The organism is Amycolatopsis sp. A1MSW2902 (assembly GCF_017312175.1).
In the GTDB taxonomy this organism is placed as follows: Bacteria; Actinomycetota; Actinomycetes; order Mycobacteriales; family Pseudonocardiaceae; genus Amycolatopsis; species Amycolatopsis nivea.
Genome location: NZ_QJPO01000003.1, coordinates 64104 through 86672, shown reverse-complemented (window position 1 = coordinate 86672; position 22569 = coordinate 64104). Strand labels below are relative to the sequence as shown.

The following is a 22569-nucleotide window of genomic DNA, read 5'->3' as shown; positions in this document are numbered from 1 at the left end:
CGAGCCGCCCGGCGGACCGAGTTCGGGAGCACATCCATGACAGGCAACGGAGCCTTCGTCGCCACCACGGCAGCCAGCCGGGCCTCAGCGCCGCACCGCGTCGAGGGTGCTCATGGTGAGCGCGGACTCGACCCAGTCGCGGACCGGGGGCGCGACCTTGGAGTCGCCGCCGTTCCAGAGGTTCGAGCCGAGGATGTCGTAGCTGGCGTAGCCGTCGACGACCGCTACCAAGTGGTCGCCGATCTGCCGCGCCCGGTCCGAGGGCAGGCCGCGCGCCTCCAGCGCCGCGCGCACGTGGTCCTCGACGGTCGACCGCCACGACCGGAGATAGTTGAGCATGTCTTCGCCGAGCTTGTCCGGGGAACTGGCGGCTTCGGCGTAGAAGAACAGGGTGATCCGGGCGAAGGCCACCGACGGCGCGTCGAGCGGCAGGTGCGCGGTGAGGATGCGGACCAGCCGTTCGACCGGTTCCAGGCCGGTTTCCTCGGCGATGGCGGCCAGTCGCTGGCCGGAGATCCAGAAGGTGTGCCGGAAAGCCAGTCGCAGCAGATCGTCCCTGCCTCCGACGTAGTGGTTCAGCACTCCGGTTGACCAGCCGCTGCGCTGGGCGACGTCGCGCATCGTGACGGCGCCGACGCCGTCCTCGGCGACGATCGCCAGCACGGCGTCGGCGATCTCGGCACGCCGCTGGCGATGGTCGACGATCTTCGGCATGCCCTTATTTAAACACAACCGTCTGACTTAAATACTGAACAAGGGAGCGCGCCCATGACCGTGCCTGACCAGTCTTCGAGTGACGTCGACGCGCTGATCATCGGAGCGGGCCCGTCCGGCGTCACCGCCGCGCGGTTGCTGGCCGAGAGCGGGTTCCGCGTGACTGTCCTGGAACAGGGCGGCTGGCCCGTCGCCGCCGACTATCCCAGCGACAAGCTCGAACGCGACCTGCTCGTCGCCGGACCGTGGAGCCCGAACCCCAACCACCGCGGCGGGCCGAGCGACTATCCCGTCAACGATTCCGCTTCGGACGTGCATCCGTTGATGTTCAACGGGGTCGGCGGCAGCAGCGTCCTGTTCTGGGCGGAGTGGCCGCGGATGATCCCGTCCGACTTCCGGGTGCGCACCCTCGACGGCATCGCCGACGACTGGCCGCTCACCTACGAGGAACTGCAGCCGTATTACGACGCCGTCGACGAGATGATCGGCGTTTCGGGACTGGGCGGCAACATCGCCTATCCGCCTGGTTACGTGCCTCCGCAACCGGCATTGCCCATCGGCCGCATCGGCCGGATCGCGGCCGAAGGCATGAACAAACTCGGTATCGGCTGGTGGCCGGGCACGTCGGCGATCCTGTCGCAGGGCGTCGGTTCGCGCGGTCCGTGTGCTCGGTGGGGGACTTGCGACAGCGGCTGTCCCGAGGGAGCGAAGGCGTCCTTCGATGTTGCGATGTGGCCCGGCGCGTTGGCGGCAGGGGTCAACCTGGTGACTGGGGCGCGGGTCCGGGAGATCACGGTTTCCGGCCGGGGCCTTGCGACTGGCGCCACGTGGATCGACCGGAACGGTGCCGAACAGCACACGGCCGCACCGGTGGTGATCCTGTGCGCCAACGGGATCGGCACCCCGCGGCTGCTGCAGCTGTCCACGTCGTCGCTGTTCCCGGACGGGCTCGCGAATTCCTCCGGCTGCGTCGGGCACAACCTGATGATGCATCCCGTGGCCACGGTGCTGGGCGAGTACGAAAAGGACGTCGAACCCTGGCTCGGGCCGGAGAGCCACCCGATCTGGTCGATGCACTTCGCCGAGACCGATGCCAGCCGCGGCTTTCACCGCGGCGCCAAGTGGACGGCTGTCGTGCTGCAAGGCCCGGTGGGGCTGTTGCAACGGTTCGCGGAGCTGCCGCTCGCCGAGCGCAGCGGTGTGGCCGGGCACGAACTCGTCGAGCGGCTGTACGGCCGGGCGTTCGAGATCTCGGCCTCCATCGAGGATCTGCCCGTCTTCGCCAACCGGGTCACCTTGGACCCGGATCTCGTGGACAGCGACGGCATTCCGGCGCCGAAGATCGACTACACGATGTCGGACGAGAGCAAACGCGCGCTCGACTGGCATCTGGACCGGATCACCGAAGTCCACGAAGCAGCCGGAGCCGTCTCCACCAAACGCGTGGACTTCGGCGGCGAGACTGGCTGGCACCTGCTCGGCACCGCCCGCTGCGGCACCGATCCGGCGACGTCAGTGGTCGACGGCTTCGGGCGGTCGCACGACGTTCCCAACCTTTACGTCTTCGACGGCAGCGTTTTCGTGACGTCCTCCTCGGTCAATCCGACGCCGACGATCACCGCCTTCGCGTTGCGCGCCGCCGAGCACCTGATCGAAACCGCTGCCAGCCAAAGGACTCCGCTGTGATCGATTTCCCCGACGACGACACGCGCGTTGGCGCGAAGCGCATCGCCGACCTGTGGTTCCCCGGGACCGCGCAGTCGCCCAGATTGACTGCCCTGCCCGGCTACGACGCTCTCCTGCGCCGGGCGTTGCAGGCCAATCCCGATCTGTCCGAGGCGTTCTTCCAGGTCGCCCGACTGGCCGCGGCCGCTGACGAACTCTCGGCCGGGACAGTCGTGCAGTGGCCGGGCGAACTCGCCGAAGCGGCCTTCTACTTCCTCGCCAGCACCTACTACATGGCCCCCGAGGCACGCCGCGCCGTCGGCTATCCCGGGCAAGTCCGCACGCCTTCCGCCGAAGCCACGCCCGACCAGTTGCTCGACGACGACCTGCTCGCCCCGGTGCTCGCGCTCGGCCCGACCTACGTCCCGACCCCGACCGAAGGAGCTTGAGATGACCCCCGAGAAGATCCTGGCCGACGCGCGGCAGCGCATCGACGATCTCGCTCCGGCCCAGTACATCGGCGGCGGTTTCGTCGCGAGCACGAGCACCGAAACGATCGAGGTGCTCAGCCCCGGCACCGGCACGCGGCTGGGGGCCGCGGCGAACGGCACCGCGGCCGACGTCGACGCCGCGGTCTCGGCTGCACGCGCCGCCTTGCCGGCGTGGGCGCGGATGACGCCCTGCGCCCGCGCCGAGACGTTGTTCCGGTTCGCGGACGTCATCGACGAGCATGCCGAACTGCTGGCCGCGCTCGAAGCGCTCAACGTCGGCAAGTCCTATGCGTACGCGACTTACGAGATTCCCCTGATCTCCGACTGTTTCCGCTTCATGGCCGGAGCCGCGCGAACCGCTCAGGCACCGGCTCCCGGACAGTACGTCGAGGGGCAGCTGTCCTATATCAGGCGCGAACCCGTCGGCGTGGTCGGCGCGATCACGCCGTGGAACTTTCCGTTGCTCATGGCGGCGTGGAAGATCGCCCCGGCGCTCGCGGCGGGGAACACCATGGTGCTCAAACCGTCCGTACTCACCCCGCTCAGCACGCTGGTGCTGGCCGATCTAGCCACCGGCGTACTGCCGGACGGCGTGCTCAACATCGTGACCGGCGCCGGCGCGACGGTCGGCCGCGCGATGAGCCACCACGAGGGCATCGACATGATGGCCCTGACCGGCGGGGTCGGTTCGGGCCGGCAGGTCGCGGCGGGCGCGGCGACCACGGTCAAGCGGGTCCATCTCGAACTCGGCGGCAAGGCGCCGGTGGTGGTGTTCCCCGACGCCGACCTTGATCTCCTCGTGCAGACGCTGATCGCGGCCGGCTACGGCAACGCGGGCCAGGACTGCGGCGCGGCGACGAGGGTGATCTGCCACGAGGACGTGCGGGATCGGCTCCTGGACGCGCTCGGTGCGGCCGCGGGGGAGCTGCGCAGCGGAAACGCCGCGTCCGGCGAGGAGTTCGAACTCGGACCGCTGATCAGCGCGGTCCACCGCGCCCGCGTCGCGGGCATGGTGGACCGGGCACGCCACGACGGAGCCCGGGTCGTCCTCGGCGGCGAAATCCCCGCTGGCCCAGGGTTCTTCTATCCGGCCACGATTGTCGCCGATGTCGCACCCGGTTCGGAGATGGCCCGCGAGGAGGTGTTCGGCCCGGTGATCTCAGTCGAGACCTTCACCGCCGAAGCCGAGGCGCTCGCCAAGGCCAACGACGTCGAATACGGCCTGGCGGCCTCGGTGTGGACCAACGACCAGGCCCGCGCACTGCGCTTCACGGAGGATCTGGCGTTCGGCTCGGTCTGGGTCAACTCGCATCTCGACTTCGCCGCCGAAATGCCGTGGAACGGCTTCGCGAAATCAGGGTACGGCCGCGACAACTCCGCCTACGCCCTCGAGGACTACACCCGCACGAAGCACGTGATGCTCCCGATCGGAGCACCGCTCGACGCCTGACCGGGCGGCCCGGTGCACTCTGCACCAAGCCCGGTTCCAGAACGTCACGGATGTGCGTGGCTTCGGCCATGCCCGTTGGCACAGCATGACTTCCGGGCCGGACGACCGGCCGGAGCAGAACGAGACGAGGAGACTGCCATGGCCGGCACCGACGCCCGCCCCGAGTCCGCCGACATCGTCATCATCGGAGCGGGGGTCTCCGGCATCGGATCGGCGTGCTACCTCCGGGACGCCTTTCCCGGCAAGAAAATCGTCGTGCTCGAAGGGCGCGGCCGGATCGGCGGCACCTGGGACCTCTTCCGGTACCCCGGCGTCCGCTCCGATTCCGAACTCCACACCTACGGCTACCAGTTCAAACCGTGGAGCCACGAACACGCGATCGCCGACGGGCGCCTGATCCGCGAATACCTGGAAGAGACCGCCGCCGAGCACCGGATCGACGAGCTGATCCGCTACCGGCACCAGGTCGTGTCGGCCGACTGGTCCAGCGCCGAGGGCGCCTGGACGCTGCGGATCCGGATCGAAGTCCCCGGCCAGAAACCGAAAACCTCGGTGCTCAAGACCAAATGGGTCTACGGAGCCACCGGCTACTACCGGTACGACGAAGGTTTCACGCCCAGCTTCAAGGGCCGCGAAGACTTCGCCGGCGACATCCTGCACCCGCAGTCCTGGCCGGAGGACTACGACTACGCGGGCAAGAAAGTCGTCGTGATCGGCAGCGGCGCGACCGCCGTCACCATGGTCCCGGCGATGACGACCGGTCCGCGCGCGGCCGAGCACGTCACGATGCTGCAGCGCACGCCCACCTATGTCATGACACTGCCGCGCATCGACAAGATTTCCCAGGCGTTGTACCGAATTCTCGGCCTGCGGCGCGGGTACGCACTCACCCGGTTCAAGAACGTCTGGCGGGACTTCTTCTTCGTCGGGTACCTGCTCAAGTTCCCGACGTCCGGGCGGAAGCTGCTGCGCAATCTGACCAAAAAGGCTCTGCCCAAAGGCTATGCGGTGGACACGCATTTCAATCCGCCGTACAAGCCTTGGGAACAGCGGGTGTGCATGACTCCTGACGGGGACTTCTTCGAAGCGATCTCCGCGGGCAAGGCCTCCGTCGCGACGGACACGATCGAACGCTTCACCGAGAACGGCATCCTGCTGGCGTCGGGCGAGGAGATCCCCGCGGACGTGATCGTCACCGCGACCGGACTCAACCTGCGCATGTTCGGCGGCATCCCGCAGACGGTCGACGGAGAGAAACTGGATCTCGGCTCCTGCGTCACCTATCGCGGGATGCTGTTGTCCGGATTGCCGAACTGGTCTTTCGCGTTCGGGTACACGAAATACTCGTCGTGGACGCTCAAGGTCGGCCTGACCGCTCAGTACGTGATCCGGCTGATTCGGCACCTGGACGCGCACGGCTACACCAAAGCGGTGCCAGTGGCCGAACCCGGCATGGCGACCGAACCGCTGCTCGACCTCAACGCGGGCTACGTGACCCGGAACGCGGACAGCCTGCCCAAGCAGGGCGCCGAGCTGCCGTGGCGGATGCTCACGTCGTACCAAGCCGACAAACGGCTGCTCAAGGGGCCGCTCTACGACGACCATCTCCAGTTCGGCTCCGCCGGCGACCAGCCGGTCGTCCGCGCCGCCGCCGCGCGCGAGGAGCGGGTGCGATGACCGCCGCTCGTGTCTCGGCCGGGGACTGGATGCGGCGCCAGCTCGGGATCGGGATGGGCAAGCTTCCCGCGTCCCTGGTGAAACGCCTGGTCAAGGTGCCGGTCAACGCCGACGGCGAACAGATGGCTCCCGAGATCGCGATGCTCATGTCGGTCGTCGCGAAAGCCCCCGATTTCAGCGACCTCAGCCCCGCGGAGGCTCGGGCCGCCGAGTCGAAGGAAGCGGCGATCTTCGGCGAGCGCCCGCTCCCGATGCACGCTGTGGAGGAGCTCCGGCTCCGCGAGGGGCTAGTCGCGACCCGCTACCGCCCCCACGCCTCGGCGGGCGGGCTCATCGTGTTCTTCCACGGCGGCGGGTTCGTGCTGGGCAGCCGGGCCTCCTACGACGGTCCGGTGCGATTGCTCGCCCGCCACACGGGCATGGACGTCCTGTCCGTCGAGTACCGTCTCGCGCCGGAACACCCTTACCCCGCACCGCACGACGACGCACTGGCTGCCTGGGAGTTCGCGGTCGCGCACGCCGCCGAATGGGGCGTCCCGCACGGCCGTATCGCCGTCGCGGGCGACAGCGCGGGAGGGAACCTCACAGCGGTCCTTGCCCAGAGGCTGCGCGGTTCCCGGTACCAGCCAGCGCTTCAGGTGCTCATCTATCCCGCCACCGATCTCGCCGGTTCCCGTCCGTCGAACCGCGAGTTCGCCGACTCGCCCGCATTGACCGCGAAACAGATCGCCTGGTTCATCGACCAGTACGTGCCGCCGTCGGTCGAACGCGCCGACCCGCGCGTCTCGCCGCTGTTCGCCGAGGACCTGACCGGCTTGCCGCCCGCACTCCTGACGGTCGCGGGCTTCGACCCGCTCCGCGACGACGGGCTCGCCTACGCCGCCAAGCTGACCGAAAGCGGCGTCCACGCCGAGCTGATCAGGGAATCGGGCCTGGTGCACGGCTACCTCGCCTACACCGCGCTCAGCACGACCAGCCGGGACGCGGTCAAGCGCATCGCCTCGGCCATCGTGCGGGCCATGGCATGAACCCGCCCGATGAACGCCGGGCCGGGCGCCGGGACCGCACCCGTCGTCCGGCCCGGACACCACGCCGCCGACAGGAGCCGCCGTGCTGAACCTTTCCGTCCTCCTCGAGGACTCCGCCCGCACCTACCCCGACCGCACCGCACTGGCGCTGGGCGGGCATCGGCTGACCTACCGCGAGGTCGACGCCGCGGCCGGCCAAGTCGCGAACCTTCTCGTCGAACGCGGCGTCAAGCCGGGGGACAAGGTCGCGCTCAGCTGTCCGAACCGGCCGGAGTTCGCGACTGTCTACTACGGCATCCTCAAGGCGGGCGCCGTCGTCGTGCCGCTGAATATCCTGCTCAAACGGCGGGAAATCGCCTACCACCTGGCGGACGCCGATGCCGTCGCGTACTTCTGCTTCGAGGGCGCCGAGGAGCTGCCGATCGGACGCGAGGGCCGGCAAGCGTTCGACGACGTCGATTCCGCTGAGCATTTCTTCCTGATCACGGCGGGCTCCGACGCGGCGACGACCTCGGAGACGCTGAGCAATGCCCTTGCGGGACAACCGGAAACGTTCGAGTCCGCCGTCACCGAAGCGACCGACACCGCGGTCATCCTCTACACCTCGGGCACGACCGGCCAGCCAAAGGGCGCCGAGCTGTCGCACGGCAACACGATGCTCAACGTGCTGGCCGCGAACCGGATCCTCCGGAACCGGCCGGCCAGCGACAGCCATGCGGTGTGCCTCCCGCTTTTCCACACCTTCGGCGCCACGGTTCAATTGCACGTCGGCTTCTCGACCGCGGCGACGCTCCATTTGGTGCCCCGATTCGACGCCGGTCACATCGTGCGTCTGATGGCCGAAGAAGACATCACCTTCTTCGCTGGCGTTCCGACGATGTGGTGGGGGCTGCTGCGGGAGCTGACCCCCGATGTCGACGTCGCGTGCATCGCCAAGAACCTGCGCGTCGGAATGTCCGGGGGAGCCGCCCTCCCGGTCGAGCTGATCAAGGAGATCGACGACCGGCTCGGCGTACGGATCCTCGAGGCGTACGGGCTGTCGGAAACCTCGCCGCTGGCGACGATCGGCGATCCGGACGCCCCCTCTCGTCCCGGGTCGATCGGCAAGCCGATCTGGGGCGTCGAGCTGAAACTGATCAGGCCGGACTGGACCGAGGTCACGGGGGCCGGCGAGATCGGGGAGATCGCGATCCGCGGGCACAACGTGATGACCGGCTACCACGGACGGCCCGAGGCGACCGCCGAGGCGATCCGCGACGGATGGTTCCGCACCGGCGACCTCGCCCGCCGGGACGAGGACGGCTGGTACTACATCGTCGACCGCTCCAAGGACATGATCATCCGCGGCGGCTACAACGTGTATCCGAGGGAAGTCGAGGAGGTTCTCCTGACCCACTCCGCGGTATCCCTCGCGGCGGTCGTCGGCGTCCCGCACGAAAGCCACGGCGAAGAGGTGAAGGCGTTCGTGATCCTGCGCGGAGGCGCCGAGGCGGCGCCCGACGAGCTTGTGGAATGGAGCAAAGCGCAGATGGCCGGCTACAAGTACCCCCGGATCGTCGAAATAGTCGATTCCCTTCCGATGACCGCTACCGGCAAGATCCTGAAACGGCAGCTGCGGTGACGCCCGCGCACAGGCATGACGTGGCTGTGCTCGGCTGCGGGTTGATGGGATCGGCACTCGCGCGCAGATTCGCGTCCGGCGGCCTGGCGGTCACGGCATGGAACCGGACGCCGGCCCGGGCCGAAGCGCTCGCTTCCGGCGGTGTCCGGCCGGCCGCGTCCGTCGAAGAGGCGGCCCGGGAGGCTCGGCTGGCGGTCGTCTGCATGTCGGACATCGACGCGGCCCGGCAAGCGCTTCGCTCGGTGCGGGGCTTGGCCGGGTCGACGGTGGTCAATCTCAGCGACGGCACCTCCGACGACGTCGCCGATCTGGAGCGCTGGCTCGGCGAGCAAGGCGCGGACCTCCTAGACGGGGCGACGTTCTGCTACCCCGAGCAGATCGGCGAGCCGACCGCGATGCTGGTCTTCTCGGGCCCCTCCCGAACCTGGGAAAAGCACGAGCTGATCTTGAAACTGCTGGGCGGGCGCACGCGGCACATATCCGACGACATCAGGGGCGCGAAAGCCCTGTATCTGGGCAGCGGCGCCTTCTTCGTGACCGCGCTGACCGGCTTCGTCGAATCGACAGCCTGCCTGCTGCGGCGCGGCCATGCGCTCGAGGAGATCCGGGACACGACGGCGTACGCCCTTGAATTGCTGCGCCACGCAACGGAGGAAGTGGCCTCGTCGATCGAGTCCGGACGCCACGAAACGGATCAGGCGACCATCCATGTCTTCGCCGACGGGGCCCGGAAGGTCCTGGGAGAAGTGGAGAGCGCGGGGATCGAATCGTCGGTAATGGCGGCGGTCGCGCGGAAGCTCGACGCCGCGGAGCGCGCCGGGCTGGGGCACCTCGGGTATTCCGCGCAGTCACTGCTTTAACCCGCGTGCTGAGCTGCTATTGCTCGCTGCTCTGCAATTCGACCAAAGCCAGGGCGGTGTCGACCGCGGCGGCGTTCTGCGCGAGCGGGCGGGGCAGCAGTTCGTCCACCCGGACCAGGCGGCGGTCGATGGTGTTGCGATGCGCGAACAACCGCTCGGCTGCCTTCGAAATGTTGAATTGCTCGGCGATGATGACGCGGACGGTGTCGCGCAGCACCCGGTCGGCGGTCGCCAGTCCGCCGAGGGTGTCGGCGACGAACTGACGGGCCTCGGCGAGATCGTTGGTCAGCAGCGAGATGAGCTGCACGTCCTCGAAATGGACGGCTCGGCACCCGGACCGCAGGCGGGTCAGCAGTTTCTGCGCCGCGGCGGCGTCGAGGTGGCTGCGCCGGAAGCCGTGGACGTCAGGCGCCGGTCGTCCCAACGCGATCCTGGCGTGGGGGACGTCCGCCACGATCTGGTCGAGGTCTGTCCGAGACGGCGCTGAAGCGGCCGGAATCCACATCCAGAGCGTTGTTGTCCCCGCGAAGAGGGTCAGGCGGCCGGTGGCGCCCGCGGCACGCATCACCCGCTCGGCAGCGTCCTCGAGAAAGGCGATCTGGTCCGGGGAATCGCCCCAGAGGATCGCCGCGACATGGTGCCCGGTGAGGGCGTAGCCGAGCTGGGCTTCCGCTCGCGGGCGCGTGATCGGCGCACCGCGCAGCAGCAGCTGCACGGTCGCCAGACGCTGGCTTTCCGGTCCCTCGGCCAGCTCGGCCCTGGCCTCGTCGATGTATCCGGCGACGGCGGCCATCGAATCGTCGATGTAGGTGACCAGGGAAGCCCCGGAAATCTCGACCAGCTCGCGAAGCTCGTCCTTGTCTTCGGTGGTCTCGAAGCAGAACCGCAGCCACGCGGACCAGGCGACCCGTTGCGACGCGCGCCAGGCTTCGACGTCGTTCGTGTCCATCCCGCGCAGCGCGAGGTCGCGTGCGTAGTGCCTGGTCTCCGGGATCAGCGTCGGCTGGACCCGGCAGCCGGGATCGTCGACGTTGGCGATAAGCCAGTGAGCCAGCGTGGACGCGGTGTAGACGCGGTCCACTTCGGACAGGACCGGGTCCTGGGCGAGGGTCCGCTCGCGCAGGACCCGCTGGCCCGCGGTCCACATCTCGTGCGCGATCTCGGTTTGGTGCGGCTGCATCTTGGCCGCCGCGGCGCGGAACAGCTCCCGCACCCGCTGCTCGTCCTCCGCGTTCACCGTGCCTCCCGGAACCTCGTGCTGGACGAACAGCCTATGCGCAGAACCGGCGGTCGGCGCGAGTGCAGACTTCACCGCGCCGCCCGGCAGGTCGGTGGTGCTTGGTGTAGGTCGTCGTGGCTGGCGCCGAGCAGGGTGGCGGGTGTCGTCAATCCGATCCCGCCGGTGAAGGGGAACCCATGTCCGATCCCAAGCTCGATGCCTACACCCGGAAGATGAACGAGATCTGCACTGCCGTCGCCGCCCGCGACCTCGACAAGGTGCTCGAGTATTTCGACGACGAGTGCGTCGTCCTCAACGGCGCGAACGGGACGGTAGGGGGCAAGTCCGCGCTCGTACCCGGATTCGAGGAGATGTTCGCGACGTTCCCGGACTGGACTCCGAAAGTGGCGACGTCCTTCCTCGACGGCGACACCATCGCCGTTCTTTTCGAGGTGACCGGAACCGCGGGCGGCACCGGCCCGAAGGTGACGTGGATCGGCACCGGCTACTCCACCTTCGACCCGGAGACCCAGAAGATCGTCCGCGACGTCTACTACATGGACGAGGCGGCCCTGGAGCAGAAGATCAACGACTCCGCACTGCCCGGCTGACTTGCGCGGAAGCCGACGCCGCCTCCGGAACGCGGGAGTCCGCGCCTGCTTTCGCTCCGAAGGAACTGCGGAACTGCCGATGGCAGGGGATTCTTGCCCTTGACCGCCACCTCGCGACGGTCCGGACCATCGCCGCGAGGTGGCCCTCGGCATGCGGTCGCGAGATGTTGCGCGAGCAGGCGCTAGCTCGGATCGCATCGCATCGCCGTGTGCGGGCATCTTGGGCATCGAGTCGTCGATGCAGATCGAGAGGCAGCTCTCGGACGCTTCGATCAACTCTCGAAGCTTCTCAGGACCCTCAGCGGTATCGAAGCAGGCGCGCAGCCACTCCGCCCGCCTGCCAGGGCGGTCGTCCACGATGCGGTGCTGTTCGGCCTTGAGAGGGCGGCTGGCGATAGCGTTCGCCTTCGGATGCCATCGCATTGCCACGTCGCGGATCGGATCGCTGATCCACGGGCGAGCGGCACCGTTCGACGGCGGCAGCAACCAAACCGCCCGTCTTTCGCGCTGTGTATACGGATACCTTGACCTGGCGTGGGGTGCCTGCACGGCAAGGCTCGTGCAGGTGCCCCACGCCACTGCGACGCGGCGGATCTGGGCGGGCGGTTCAGAGGCCCAGGACGTCGGCGAGTTCGCGGTAGTCGCTCATCCAGAGCCCGACGCCGCCCTTCGGGTATTGCGACCGGAAGCCGATGAGGCTTTGCACTCGCGGAGACAGCGAGCGCGCCATCTCCATCGAGACGAGGAACGGGTAGGCCTCTTCGCCGGTGAGGATGCTCGGCGAGAGGCCGATGCTGAGCGCTCGCCGGTAGAAGTCGGCCGTCACGTTCGCACCGCCGCCATGAGCGAGTTTTCCGCTGAACAGCAGGACGTCGCCGGCGTTCATGATCGCCGGGACCGTCTGCTCCGGAGTGCCGCGGTCCTCGAAGTCCGGCCACCGATTGCTGCCGGGGATCACCCGGGTGGCGCCGTTCTCCTCGGTGAACTCAGTCAGCGCGAAGAAAAAGTTCACGCCGCTCTCCGGCCCGTTCGGGCCCAGACCGACGAAGGGGTACCAATTCTCCAGGTCGCGGTGCAGCGGCTGCGCCTTGTTGCCCGGGCCGATCTCGATCACCTGCCCGGTGACCATCCAGTAGCTGCCGCACTCCTCGAGGAAGATGGCGTCCGCGAGACGGTGGAGGAGGTCGTGGTCGATGATCTCCTGCCGGAAGGTTTCGCTGTGGGTGACCATGTTCGTGAGCCGTTTGGTATGGGAACCGAAGAACTCCTGGACGGTCTCGTCATCGATGGTCGCGCCCGGGGAAAGGGCCGAGAGCGCGGGCTCGATCTCCGCGTTGAAGCGCGCGACCTGGTCGGGAGTGAGGAAGCCTTCGATGACGACTCCGCCGTCCTCCCTCATGACGCCGAGAATCTCGTCGATCGGCGTACTGCTGCTCACCTTGCGCAGACTCGCTGTGGTCGCTTCGGTCATGGTTGCTGTCCGTTCTCGCTCGGTTGTCCGTGGCGGAGACGACTCCGCTGTTCGGAGCGCGGTCGGGTGGCTGCCTCAGTTGTGGCGTGGCTCTCAGACTGGTCGTCGTCGCCGAGTTCAGCCATGTCACCGTGCATCAGCAATGGCACGAACTCGGTGAGAAGTGCACCGCGGATTTCTTCAAGCCAGGCAATACATTCCGGGCCTTGGTTCAGCGGGAGGCCGGAAACGGCGGTGCGGAAACACGGCAGAGGAAGCCGACGGTTGCCGGGTTCGGCGCGACTGTCGCCGCCTGCTGCGCGTCGTGGAGATCGTGGATTCGCTGCCGATGATCGGGAAGATCCTCGAGCGCGAGCCGACCTGACGGCGGGTCGCCGGAGCCGGCCTTCGCCTATTCGCTCAGGACCGGCGGGACGTGGTTGCCCGGGGTGCGACTCCCACAGGGCGATCCTGTGCGCCTGACGTTCCGGCCCGTGCTGAAGCGGAACCAAGGGGAAATGCTCGGAGCGGCCGCACCCCGTTCGACCATGTCGCACCCAGCCATGCCGGAAGCTGATCCACTGGCGGAAGCCGAGCCGGCTGCGCCGACCGGTGCGAACACCGCGGCGGCCGCCCGCCTTCGCCGCGAAACTGTGGCGATCTTCGCCGACGCGGGTCCCGTTGGGGCGAGGCAGTTCCCGGTGAAGGTCTGAGCCACCGGGGGATTCGAACTCACACCGGGTGACCTGCGGAAATGCCGCCAAGGTTTGATGCCCGGTTACAGTAAGAAGTCGCTGACCTGCGAAAACAAGAGATTTCCGGGTGCCCCCGGGGCGGTTCGGAGACATCTACATCGGGAAAAATGGCCGTTGAGCTGCGGGTTTCTGCGGTGGTCGGGATTGTGAGCTGCCGCCGGTCGCGGCGGGGTGAGTCGGCATGACGGCAGCGATGGCGGAGCGTGTCGGTCGTCCTCCGGAGGAATCAGCGGTTCGGCCGTGGTCGTTGTGGGTGCAGTGTGGTGCGACGGGTTTGGTGGCGTTGGGTGCTGCGTATGCGTCGTATCAGCACGGCCGGGTGTTCGCGTTGCGGTTTGGTGCTGATGGGGCGACGGCGGCGATTTGGCCGTTGATCGTGGACGGGCTGCTGACGTTGGCGACGGTCGAGTTGTGGCGGGGTCAGCGGGGGAGTGGACGTTCGTTGGCGTGGGCGGCGTTCTTGTTCGGTATCTCCTTGTCGTTGTGCGCGAATATCGGTGCGGCTCCGTCGTTGAGTGTGTTCGGGGTGACGGTGGCGGCTTGCCCTCCGCTTGCTCTGTTGCTTGCCGTGGAGTTGCTTAATCGGGCATTGCAGCGCCATCGGCCAGCCATTGAGCAGTGCAGACCAGCCGCCCACGCCGATCCTGCTGTGGAGCCAGTGCCGGAGCGGGCCTTGGCGGACGACGAGTTGACGGCTGAGCAGCGGATGTGGGTGTACTACGAGCGGGAGGCAGCGGCGGGTCGCCGACCGTCGGGCGCGGAGCTGGACCGGGTAGCTGGGACTCATAATTACGGGCGGCGAGTGCTCCGTCAGTGGAAGGCTGCGGGTCGTCCCGACACGGTCGTGGAAATGTCGCCTGCCGACGGCAGGACAGAACACGTCGTGGTACCGGCAAGCACGACTCCGCCGCTGTCTCCTCGGCCACTGCGATGAGCGGACCCCAGTTGCTCCCGATGGCTTCGGACATCGTCAAAGCCTTGGCTGGCCGTCATCATCGTGTGGCCGATGAGCCACCGCTGCGCGATTACGCCTTCAGCCGGCTCGGCGATCCGGATCTGACCCGGGGGCCTGCGGTCACCGGAACCAGCCTCGACCAGTTCCGGTCGTGGCGGCAACTCGTTCGCGCCGCTTCCGGATGCCTCGGATCGCTTCACCGCAGTCGATTGCTGCTGCCGCCGTGGGCGTACCGCGAACCGCTCCTTCGCCGAGTTGACCGCGGCCGGTCACTGACCCGAGGTCTCACCGCCGGGGGGAGCAGCCAGTCGCCGGGCGTCCCGTTCCGGTCGGATCAGGAAGGTCGCGGCCGCGCCGGCGGTGAGGGCGAGCGCGGCGGTGAGCAGGAAAGCCCAGCGGAATCCGGCGAGGGGAGTGCTCGCGGCGTCGACGAGGCTGCCGGTCACCGTGGGGCTGAGCACGGCTCCGATGCTGCCGAGGCCGAGATAGACGCCGAGCACGCCCGAGCGGCGGGTCGTCGGGGTGATTTCGGCGATCACGGCCGGGCCGACGACCGCCATGATTTCGCAGAAGCTGAAGGCGATCGTGATCAACGTTAGCTGCAGGCCGGGTTGCCGGACCGACGGGAAGAGCGCCATCGCGACCGCCGAACAGAACAGCAGCACGCCGGCTGCCAGGCCGCGGTGCACCCGGCTGGACACGCCGCGCCCGGCGAGCCATCGGCTCAGGAGGGATTGGGCCAGGAAGAGCGCGCCCATCACCAGCCACGGCACGGTATTGAGGAGTCCGACTTGGGAGGGGCTGTAGCCGAGGCGCGAGAGATAGTCCGGCAGCCAGGTCGTCATCACGCCGAGGGTCCATTGCACGGTGAACCCGCCGACCAGGCACGCCAGCCAGGTTCCGCAGGCGAGGACGCGCCGGTAGGGCACGTGCGTTGCTTCGAGCAGACCGATCGCGGCGCTGGTGTCCCGTTGCGCGAGGGTCCTGGCGTCGGAGGGGCCTTCGCGGCCGAGGACGAGCCACAGCAGCGCCCACACGAGTCCGGCGGCGCAGAGGGCGGCGAACGCGACGTGCCAGTTGTACTCGACGATGAGCCAGGTCAGGACCGGCGACGCGATGACGACTCCCAGCGTCGCGCCGCTTTGGATGATGCCGCTGACGAGGTTGCGTTCCCGGTTGTCGAACCATTTGTGCGCGGCGTGCTGGGCGATCGGGACCGCCGGTCCTTCCCCGAAGCCGAGCAGGCCGCGGCCGGCGAGGACCACGCCGAACCCGGCGACCCCGATCATCGGGGCCTGGCTCAGCGACCAGAGCACCGCCATGCCCAGCAGCAGCCAGCGCGCCGGGACCCGGTCGCCGAGGAATCCGATCCCGACGGCGGAAAGCACGAACATCAGGAAGAAACCGCTGGAGAGCAACCCGAATTGGGTGGCGTCGAGCCCGAGGTCGCGCATGATCGGTTTCGCCGCGAGCCCGATCACGGCCTTGTCCGCGAAGTTGACGACCATCAGCGCGAACAGCAGGGCGACGACCGTCCAGGCGCGCCGCCGCGACGGCGTGCGCGGCTTCGATACCGGCTTGGCGGTGGCGAGCGGTTTCATGCCCGTGCTCCTTCGTCCAGCGTGTTCGGTCCGATTCCGCGCCGCATCGCTTCCAGGAACAGGGCATTGCCCGCCGGGTCGTTCGCGATGTTGACGTCCGGCCCGAACAACCGGATCAGCGTCGACTGGAGCGCGTGCACCTGGTGGTGGTGCACGTCCGGGAGCCACGGCCCGGGCAGTTCGAACACGAGGTCGTCGATGGGGACGGCGTCGGACAACGCGTCGAGCAGTTCGGTGCGCAGCGCGTCGCCGTCGAGCAGTTCCGCCGCTTCGACCAGCACCTTGCGGCAGCCTGCGGAGAGGAGGCCGCGGACGCCGTCGACGAGTTCGGCTGCCGGGGTGCGGACGTGCTTGCTGCCGACTTCTCCGAACACGGCCAGTCCTCGCCGGAGTGCGGCCGCGACGGCTGATTCCTTGACGTCCTGGTCGATCGGAATCGCGTTGTCGGACACTTCGATCAGCCGGTAGCCCGCTTCGGCTGCTCCGTCCAAATATGACTCGGCCCGGTCGTGCGCGATCGCGTATTCGAGGAACATCCCGCCGGGAAACGGTTCGACGCCGTAGTCGCGGTACAGCTCGTTTTTGCGGCGCAGCAGGGAAAGCGGGATCAATCCGGCGACTCCGACGACGAGCTTCGCGTGGTCCATGGCGTCTCCGGCGATCTCGAGCAGATCCTGTTGGGCGGCGGTGCCCAGTCCGAAGTCGACAGTGACGGTCAGGCCGCGGTCGCGGGGTTTGCGGGGTCGGTCCGGCACGCCGACGCCGGAGAATGCGGGGCGGGCGGCGGAGGTCATGAGCGGCTCCCGATGACGGGGAGCACCAGCCGGGACGGGTGCTCGGCATTGTGCAGGATCTGCTGAGCGGCGCGGCGCAAGACGGGGTCGGTCGCGAAATCCGCGCCGGTGTTGTGGTTGCGGTCGAAGTTGGGGAAATCCGAACTGGTGACGTCGAGCCGGAGCCGATGGCCCGGCGGCAGCACGACGCTGATGGGCCCCAGCGGAATGCGGTACTCGCAGGGCTCGCCGGGTGCCACGAGCGAGGGCTTCTCGTAACCGTCGCGGTAGCGGGCCCGGACGATGCCGCTGACGAGGTCGATCGCGGTGCCGTCCGGGCGGACGACGATCAGGCGGGCGACCCAGTCGGTGTCCGGGCCGTCGGTGACCGCCCACAGCCGGACTTCCGGCTCGCCGGTGATCTCCAGTTCTTCGGCGAGCGGTTCCCCGGCGTAGCAGAGCTTGTCGCTGCGGTGGTCGTTGACAGCCTGGTCGCTCGGTGCGAGGTGCGCGTCGGGCAGCATGATGCTCATGACCGGGTCGCGCGGGTCGTACTCGTAGCGGTCCGGCGGTTCCGCCGCCGGCTCCTCGCGGCTGAGCGTGCCGTCGCCGAACGGGGTGGCCGCGTCGCCGCGGCTGTGCAGGTACAGGACGCGCTGCTCGGCTCGCGCGGGCGGCCATTCGTGCTCGAAGCGCCATTCGTTGCGGCCGATCACGAAGATCCGGATCGGCGGCTCGTCGGCGAGGCCGTTGTCGATGTCCTTGAGCGCGTGGTCGTACCAGCGCGCGACGAGGTCCACATAGGATTCTTCGGCCGCTGGCCCGTGGTCGAGGGTGCCGAGGCGACGGGTGAACGTGGCGGGGCTGTGGCTCCACGGGCCGACGACGAGCCGGTGCGCGCCGCGATGGCGCCGCGGGCCGTGCTCGGCCAGGCCGGTGTAGTTGCCGATCGTGCCGTTGAACCGGTCCCACCAGCCGGTGACGAAACAGGCGGGCACGTCGATGCGCGGATGGACGCGGTCGAACGCCCAGAGCTCGCGGTCGACGTCGCGCAGGAACTGGGCGAACGGGCCGGTGAGGCCGAACAGCGCGTCCGGCGGCAGGTCGGCGAGCGGGAGGTACCAGAGCCATTTGCCGCGTTCGTGGTCGCGCCAGCGGCTCAGGACCGCGGCGTCGTCCTCGACCAGCCCGCTGCGGCCGCCGCGCCGGCCGCTGATGTCCGCGCCGAGCGCGTAGCACCACTCCATCCGCCTGCCGAGGTCGAGAATGCCGCGGGTCGGGTCGAGCATGCGCGGAGACATCCCGGTGACGTGCAAGGCGCCGAGGCTGGGCGGTTGTGCGCCGGCCAGCCGCAGCGCCGCCCACGCGTCGTAGGAATGTCCCCAGGTCCCGACCTTGCCGCTGGACCGTTCGTGCGCGGCGGCCCATTCGACGGTGTCGTATCCGTCCTCGGCTTCGATGGTCTGCGCGGCCTCGGCGAAGCTCCAGGTGAAGGCGCCTGCCGAACCGCCCCGGCCGCGCAGGTCCTGGACCACGACGAGGTAGCCGCGCGCGGCGAGCTGCCGTGCGTAGCCTGCCCAGCCTTCCCGCCGGTAGGGCGTGCGCCGCACCAGCGCGGGGAACCGCCCGGGCCGGGACGGATGGTAGACGTCGGCGCGCAGGACGGTGCCGTCGCGCATCGGCACGGCGACGCCCGAGGCGACGGTGACGGAGTCGGAGGAGGCGAGCACGGGCGGAGTCCTTCCGGTCGGCAGCCCCGGGGTCGCGGTCGTCCGCAGGCGACCGGACTCGCCGGTTCCCCACATTGAAACCCCGGCCCGCGTCCGGGATCCAAGACGTGTTCCCTCTGCCCCCATAGGCAGGGCCATCGGGACTCAGGCGGACCCCACGGCCTCGAAGCAGGCGAGCGCGATGGTGACGAAGGCGCGTGCGGCTGGGGTGCCGTCGCTGGGTCCGAGTGCGACGCCGACGCGGTGGCGGTAGGGCGGTTCGACGGGGGCGGTGTGTGCGCCGCGTGCTGCGGCGATGCGGGCGTAGGGTTCGTTGGCCAGGCCCGCGCCGACGCCTTCGAGCACGAGTTCCAGCAGCGTGTGCACCGAGCGGACTTCCGCGCGGATGTTCTCGGCCGCACCGGCGTCCTCGAGGATCCGGCGGGTGACCGTCCCGGGCGGGAGCGCGATCAGCGGCAGGTCGCGCAGGGCGGCGCGGGGCACCGGGCCGTCCGGTGCGGGCTGGCCGGGCGGCAGCACGAGATGCAGTTCGTAGTCGACGAGCGGCCAGGTCCGCAGATCCGGCGGCACCGTCGACAGCTCGAGCACCCCGGCTTCCGCCGCGCCGTCGGCGACCTTCTCCGCCGCGTCGGCCGAATCGGTCGCCTCGGTCACCTGAACGGTCACGCCCGGATGCTCCCGGTGGAACGCCGCGACCAGCCGGGCCGCCGGGTACACCGAAAGCGCGCGGGGGACCACCAGTTCGAGCCGCCCGGTGGCCAGCCCGGATACCGCGTGGACGGACTCCTCGGCGTCGCGCATCGCCCGCAGCGCCCGGTGCGCCGGGGCCAGGAGGGCTTCCCCGGCCGGAGTCAGTCGCAGCGCACGGGGCAGCCGGTGGAACAGGGGAGTGCCTAGCTCCTGCTCCAGCGAACGCACCGACTGCGACAGCGACGGCTGCGCGATGTGCAGCGCCTCCGCCGCCCTGGTGAAGCTGCCTTCCTGCGCCACGGCGAGGAAGTGCCGCAGTTTCCGTGCGTCCATGGCAGCCGATCGTAAGCCGGGCACCGGCTATAGGCATCGCCTACGGCACCGGCGCATTTTCGTCTTGGACACCGCCCGCGGGCGGCGGCTGTCATGGAGGGACAGCCGAGCGGAGGGCGAAGATGGGCGAACGCATCGAGGAACTGGCGATCATCGGATCGGGACCGGCGGGCTACACCGCGGCCGTGTACGCGGCGCGGGCCGGCCTGCGCCCGGTCGTGCTGGAGGGGTTCGAGGCGGGCGGGGCGCTGACGGCCACCACCGGCGTCGAGAACTTCCCCGGTTTCCCGGACGGCGTGCAGGGCCCGGACCTCGTCGCGGCGATGCGCAAGCAGGCGCTGCGGTTCGGGGCCGAATTACGGGCCGAGGACGCGACGTCGGTCGACCTGGCCGGACCGGTCAAGGAGATCCGCACCGACACGGCGGCGATCCGGGCGCACGCGGTCGTGGTCGCGACCGGTTCCCGGCACAAGCGGCTGGGGCTTCCCGACGAGGAGCGGCTGACCGGGCGCGGGGTGTCCACGTGTGCCACGTGCGATGGATTCTTCTTCCGGGACAAGGACATCGCGGTGGTCGGCGGCGGGGACACCGCAATGGAGGAAGCGCTGTATCTGACCCGGTTCGCGCGGTCGGTCACCGTGGTGCACCGCCGGGACCGGTTGCGCGCCAGCGCGATCATGCAGGAGCGCGCGCTGGGCCACTCGCGGATCCGCTTCCTCTGGAGCGCGGAGGTCGTCGGGTTGACCGGGGAACAGACGCTGACCGGCATCCGGACGCACGGTCCGGACGGCGAGCTGCACCTCCCGGTCGACGGCTTGTTCGTCGCGATCGGACACCAGCCGCGCAGCGAGGTGTTCGCCGGGCAGCTGGACCGGGACGAGTCGGGCTACCTGCTGGCCGAGCATCCGACCACGGCCACGAACCTGCCCGGCGTGTTCGCCGCGGGCGACGTGGTCGACCACCGCTACCGGCAGGCGATCACGGCGGCGGGCACCGGGTGTTCCGCCGCGCTCGACGCACAGGCCTACCTGGCCGCTTTCGGCCGGGACGGAGGACGGGCATGACCGCCGTGACGCACGACGACCTGTGGGAACTGGTCGAGGAATGCCACCGGCGAGGCTGGACCGACGGGCTGCCGGTGGTGCCGCCGACCCGCGGTCTCGTCGACCGGTTCCTCGCCGCGGGCGGCTGGGACCCCGCCGAACCGATCGCGGTCGAACCGGTGCGCGGCCGGACGATCACCGCCGGCAAACTCGCCGCGAACGCGGTGCTGGCCGGTTGCCTGCCCGAACACGTCCCGGTCGTGGCCGCCGCGTTGCGGGGGATGAGCGCGCCCGAATTCACCTGGCACGGGACCGTCACCAGCACCGGCGGCGCGGCACCGTTGATCATCGTCAACGGCCCGGCGCGCGACCGGCTGGGAATGAACTACGGCACGAACCTCTTCGGCCCCGGCTGCCGCGCCAACTCCGCGATCGGCCGGGCCGTGCGGCTCGTCCTGCGCAACTGCCTCGACGCCCACCCCGGCATCCTGGACCGCTCCACCCAGGGCAACTTCGGCAAGTACAGCGGCTGTTTCGCCGAACACGAGGCAGCCAGTCCGTGGGAGCCGTTCCACGCGAGCCGCGGCTTCCGGCCGGAAGAAAGCACGGTGACCGTGTTCGCCGCCGAGTCCGCGCACAACATCCTGTGCCACGGAACCAGCGAGCCGGAACGCATTCTCACTCTCGTCGCCGACACGATGGCCGCACTCGGCAGCTTCAGCGCGGGCGAATCGCTGCTTGTGCTCGGCCCCGAACACGCCCATTACCTCGGCGTCGCGGGCTGGTCCCGCCGCGACGTCCAGGAGTTCGTCTTCGCGCGCGCGGCGCGCACCGTCGCCGATCTCAAGCGAGCCGGAAAAATCGAAGACGACCACGAGATCCGCCCCGGCGACGAAGACACCGTCCGGCACCGAGGCGAGTCACCGGCCGACATCCTCGTGCTCGTCGGCGGCGGCGAAGCAGGCGGGCATTCCGCGTTCTTCCCGTCCTGGAGCCGGTTGCGCAGCAGCCTGGCCGTCACCGTTGCCTGCTGAACCCGAGAGGCCAGCCATGACGCTCGAAACCGATCTGGTCGATCCCACCCTCACCGACACCCGCGCGCCGGTGTCCCCGGCCCCGCGACCCGCTGTCCTGAACGGAGCCCGCCTCGCATTGCTCGCGAACGGCAAAACGCACGGCGACGCCCTGCTGGAGTTCATCGCGGACCTGCTGACGGAACGCTACGGCGCCGGGCCGCGGGTACGGATCACGAAGCAGCACCCCAGCGAACCCCCGTCCGCCGAGGAATTCGAGCTGCTCCGCGGCTGCGACGTCGCGCTCTCCGCGATCGGCGACTGCGGGTCGTGCAGTTCGTGCACCGTGGTCGACGGAATCAACCTGGAACAAGCCGGAATTCCGACGGCGGTCCTGATCACCGCGCCGTTCCGCGCGACCACGACCGCGATCGCGGCGCTCAACGGCGCACCCTGGTTCGAGCCGGTGTTCGTGCCGCACCCAGTCACCAGCCTCGACCGGGCAGGCTTGCGAGAGCGTGCGGAAGAAGCTTTCGACGCCGTGGTCGCAGCGCTCCTCGGCAGCACCCGCCCCGGTGCCGAAACCGGACCGGCGCCGACCGCAGCGACCCTGACCGCAGAGGCCGTCGAGAACGCGCTGGCCGATTACCGCGCCGGCCTGCAAACCGACGGAGCTGACCTGCGCGCCGAGTCCATCGAGGACGGAAACGTCACCCTCCGCCTCACCCTCGCGGACACCACGTGCGGGGATTGCATCATGCCGGCTCCGATCCTGGCCTCCGTCGCGACGAAAGTCCTGCAGGAACGCTTCGGGTCGCACGTCGCGGCCGTCGTGGTCGACGGCCGCGACGATCGTCGGTGACGAACTGCGCGATCGGGGCGACGCGCCC

The 22569-nt window shown here is 69.2% G+C and carries 19 protein-coding genes; 12 read left to right on the top strand and 7 right to left on the bottom strand.

Annotated elements, in window-relative coordinates:
- Positions 1–84 precede the first annotated feature (84 nt).
- Positions 85–714: a TetR/AcrR family transcriptional regulator gene (locus tag DMP23_RS43565; protein WP_337824668.1), complete on the bottom strand. Its 630-nt coding sequence runs from the start codon at positions 712–714 to the stop codon at positions 85–87.
- 54 nt (positions 715–768) lie between these two features.
- On the opposite strand from DMP23_RS43565, the gene DMP23_RS43560 reads away from it, so the two are divergent.
- From DMP23_RS43560 to DMP23_RS43530, 7 genes are all read left to right on the top strand, one after another.
- On the top strand, positions 769–2400 hold the full coding sequence (locus tag DMP23_RS43560) for a GMC family oxidoreductase (RefSeq protein WP_337824667.1): 1632 nt from the start codon (positions 769–771) through the stop codon (positions 2398–2400).
- A complete protein-coding gene (locus DMP23_RS43555) occupies positions 2397–2828 on the top strand; it encodes a hypothetical protein (RefSeq protein WP_337824666.1) in 432 nt (143 codons plus the stop codon). Before DMP23_RS43560 ends, DMP23_RS43555 begins: the two co-directional genes overlap by 4 nt.
- Position 2829: 1 nt before the next feature.
- Positions 2830–4320 (top strand): aldehyde dehydrogenase family protein, encoded by a 1491-nt coding sequence (locus DMP23_RS43550; RefSeq protein WP_337824665.1) that lies wholly within the window; start codon positions 2830–2832, stop codon positions 4318–4320.
- Positions 4321–4458: 138 nt separating this feature from the next.
- The gene (locus tag DMP23_RS43545) at positions 4459–5997 is read left to right on the top strand and encodes a flavin-containing monooxygenase (protein WP_337824664.1); all 1539 of its coding nucleotides are present in this window, start codon (positions 4459–4461) and stop codon (positions 5995–5997) included.
- The gene (locus tag DMP23_RS43540) at positions 5994–7025 is read left to right on the top strand and encodes an alpha/beta hydrolase (protein ID WP_337824663.1); all 1032 of its coding nucleotides are present in this window, start codon (positions 5994–5996) and stop codon (positions 7023–7025) included. Before DMP23_RS43545 ends, DMP23_RS43540 begins: the two co-directional genes overlap by 4 nt.
- A gap of 82 nt (positions 7026–7107) precedes the next feature.
- The gene (locus DMP23_RS43535) at positions 7108–8646 is read left to right on the top strand and encodes a long-chain-fatty-acid--CoA ligase (RefSeq protein ID WP_337824662.1); all 1539 of its coding nucleotides are present in this window, start codon (positions 7108–7110) and stop codon (positions 8644–8646) included.
- Positions 8647–8666: 20 nt separating this feature from the next.
- Complete coding sequence (locus DMP23_RS43530; protein ID WP_337824661.1) at positions 8667–9506, top strand: NAD(P)-dependent oxidoreductase; 840 nt, start codon at positions 8667–8669, stop codon at positions 9504–9506.
- A gap of 16 nt (positions 9507–9522) precedes the next feature.
- On the opposite strand, the gene DMP23_RS43525 is transcribed toward DMP23_RS43530, so the two are convergent.
- Complete coding sequence (locus tag DMP23_RS43525; protein WP_337824660.1) at positions 9523–10743, bottom strand: PucR family transcriptional regulator; 1221 nt, start codon at positions 10741–10743, stop codon at positions 9523–9525.
- A 179-nt stretch (positions 10744–10922) separates the two neighbouring features.
- Between DMP23_RS43525 and DMP23_RS43520 the strand changes: the two genes are divergently transcribed.
- A complete protein-coding gene (locus tag DMP23_RS43520) occupies positions 10923–11336 on the top strand; it encodes a nuclear transport factor 2 family protein (RefSeq protein WP_337824659.1) in 414 nt (137 codons plus the stop codon).
- A gap of 607 nt (positions 11337–11943) precedes the next feature.
- Here the strand turns inward: DMP23_RS43520 and DMP23_RS43515 are convergent.
- Entirely contained in the window at positions 11944–12807 is an 864-nt protein-coding gene (locus tag DMP23_RS43515) for a phytanoyl-CoA dioxygenase family protein (protein ID WP_337824658.1), read from the bottom strand.
- Positions 12808–13734: 927 nt separating this feature from the next.
- Between DMP23_RS43515 and DMP23_RS43510 the strand changes: the two genes are divergently transcribed.
- On the top strand, positions 13735–14475 hold the full coding sequence (locus DMP23_RS43510; protein ID WP_443111380.1) for a DUF2637 domain-containing protein: 741 nt from the start codon (positions 13735–13737) through the stop codon (positions 14473–14475).
- 290 nt (positions 14476–14765) lie between these two features.
- On the opposite strand, the gene DMP23_RS43505 is transcribed toward DMP23_RS43510, so the two are convergent.
- The 4 genes from DMP23_RS43505 to DMP23_RS43490 all read right to left on the bottom strand — a co-directional run bounded on the left by DMP23_RS43505 (position 14766) and on the right by DMP23_RS43490 (position 19623).
- Complete coding sequence (locus tag DMP23_RS43505) at positions 14766–16097, bottom strand: MFS transporter (protein ID WP_337824656.1); 1332 nt, start codon at positions 16095–16097, stop codon at positions 14766–14768.
- Complete coding sequence (locus tag DMP23_RS43500; RefSeq protein ID WP_337824655.1) at positions 16094–16891, bottom strand: phosphosulfolactate synthase; 798 nt, start codon at positions 16889–16891, stop codon at positions 16094–16096. Before DMP23_RS43500 ends, DMP23_RS43505 begins: the two co-directional genes overlap by 4 nt.
- Positions 16888–18600 (bottom strand): CocE/NonD family hydrolase, encoded by a 1713-nt coding sequence (locus DMP23_RS43495; protein WP_337824654.1) that lies wholly within the window; start codon positions 18598–18600, stop codon positions 16888–16890. Before DMP23_RS43495 ends, DMP23_RS43500 begins: the two co-directional genes overlap by 4 nt.
- A gap of 144 nt (positions 18601–18744) precedes the next feature.
- A complete protein-coding gene (locus DMP23_RS43490) occupies positions 18745–19623 on the bottom strand; it encodes a LysR family transcriptional regulator (RefSeq protein WP_337824653.1) in 879 nt (292 codons plus the stop codon).
- A gap of 122 nt (positions 19624–19745) precedes the next feature.
- Between DMP23_RS43490 and trxB the strand changes: the two genes are divergently transcribed.
- From trxB to DMP23_RS43475, 3 genes are read left to right on the top strand one after another with little or no spacing between them, the layout of a single operon-like run.
- Positions 19746–20687, top strand: coding sequence for a thioredoxin-disulfide reductase (gene trxB, locus DMP23_RS43485; protein ID WP_337824652.1), 942 nt, complete (start codon positions 19746–19748; stop codon positions 20685–20687).
- Complete coding sequence (locus DMP23_RS43480; RefSeq protein WP_337824651.1) at positions 20684–21700, top strand: hypothetical protein; 1017 nt, start codon at positions 20684–20686, stop codon at positions 21698–21700. The genes trxB and DMP23_RS43480 overlap by 4 nt, the downstream gene beginning before the upstream one ends.
- A 16-nt stretch (positions 21701–21716) precedes the next feature.
- Positions 21717–22541, top strand: a complete 825-nt coding sequence (locus DMP23_RS43475) for a UGSC family (seleno)protein (protein WP_337824650.1) — start codon at positions 21717–21719, stop codon at positions 22539–22541.
- Positions 22542–22569 lie beyond the last annotated feature (28 nt).

What these genes read in the sequence shown, in the direction of transcription:
- DMP23_RS43550 (WP_337824665.1), top strand. Translation starts at nt 2,830, where the DNA reads ATGACCCCCGAGAAGATCCTGGCCGACGCGCGGCAGCGCATCGACGAT.
- DMP23_RS43510 (WP_443111380.1), top strand. Translation starts at nt 13,735, where the DNA reads ATGGCGGAGCGTGTCGGTCGTCCTCCGGAGGAATCAGCGGTTCGGCCG.
- DMP23_RS43565 (WP_337824668.1), bottom strand. Translation starts at nt 714, where the DNA reads ATGCCGAAGATCGTCGACCATCGCCAGCGGCGTGCCGAGATCGCCGAC.
- DMP23_RS43500 (WP_337824655.1), bottom strand. Translation starts at nt 16,891, where the DNA reads ATGACCTCCGCCGCCCGCCCCGCATTCTCCGGCGTCGGCGTGCCGGAC.
- DMP23_RS43520 (WP_337824659.1), top strand. Translation starts at nt 10,923, where the DNA reads ATGTCCGATCCCAAGCTCGATGCCTACACCCGGAAGATGAACGAGATC.
- DMP23_RS43475 (WP_337824650.1), top strand. Translation starts at nt 21,717, where the DNA reads ATGACGCTCGAAACCGATCTGGTCGATCCCACCCTCACCGACACCCGC.
- DMP23_RS43545 (WP_337824664.1), top strand. Translation starts at nt 4,459, where the DNA reads ATGGCCGGCACCGACGCCCGCCCCGAGTCCGCCGACATCGTCATCATC.
- DMP23_RS43560 (WP_337824667.1), top strand. Translation starts at nt 769, where the DNA reads ATGACCGTGCCTGACCAGTCTTCGAGTGACGTCGACGCGCTGATCATC.
- DMP23_RS43490 (WP_337824653.1), bottom strand. Translation starts at nt 19,623, where the DNA reads ATGGACGCACGGAAACTGCGGCACTTCCTCGCCGTGGCGCAGGAAGGC.
- DMP23_RS43505 (WP_337824656.1), bottom strand. Translation starts at nt 16,097, where the DNA reads ATGAAACCGCTCGCCACCGCCAAGCCGGTATCGAAGCCGCGCACGCCG.
- DMP23_RS43515 (WP_337824658.1), bottom strand. Translation starts at nt 12,807, where the DNA reads ATGACCGAAGCGACCACAGCGAGTCTGCGCAAGGTGAGCAGCAGTACG.
- DMP23_RS43540 (WP_337824663.1), top strand. Translation starts at nt 5,994, where the DNA reads ATGACCGCCGCTCGTGTCTCGGCCGGGGACTGGATGCGGCGCCAGCTC.
- DMP23_RS43480 (WP_337824651.1), top strand. Translation starts at nt 20,684, where the DNA reads ATGACCGCCGTGACGCACGACGACCTGTGGGAACTGGTCGAGGAATGC.
- trxB (WP_337824652.1), top strand. Translation starts at nt 19,746, where the DNA reads ATGGGCGAACGCATCGAGGAACTGGCGATCATCGGATCGGGACCGGCG.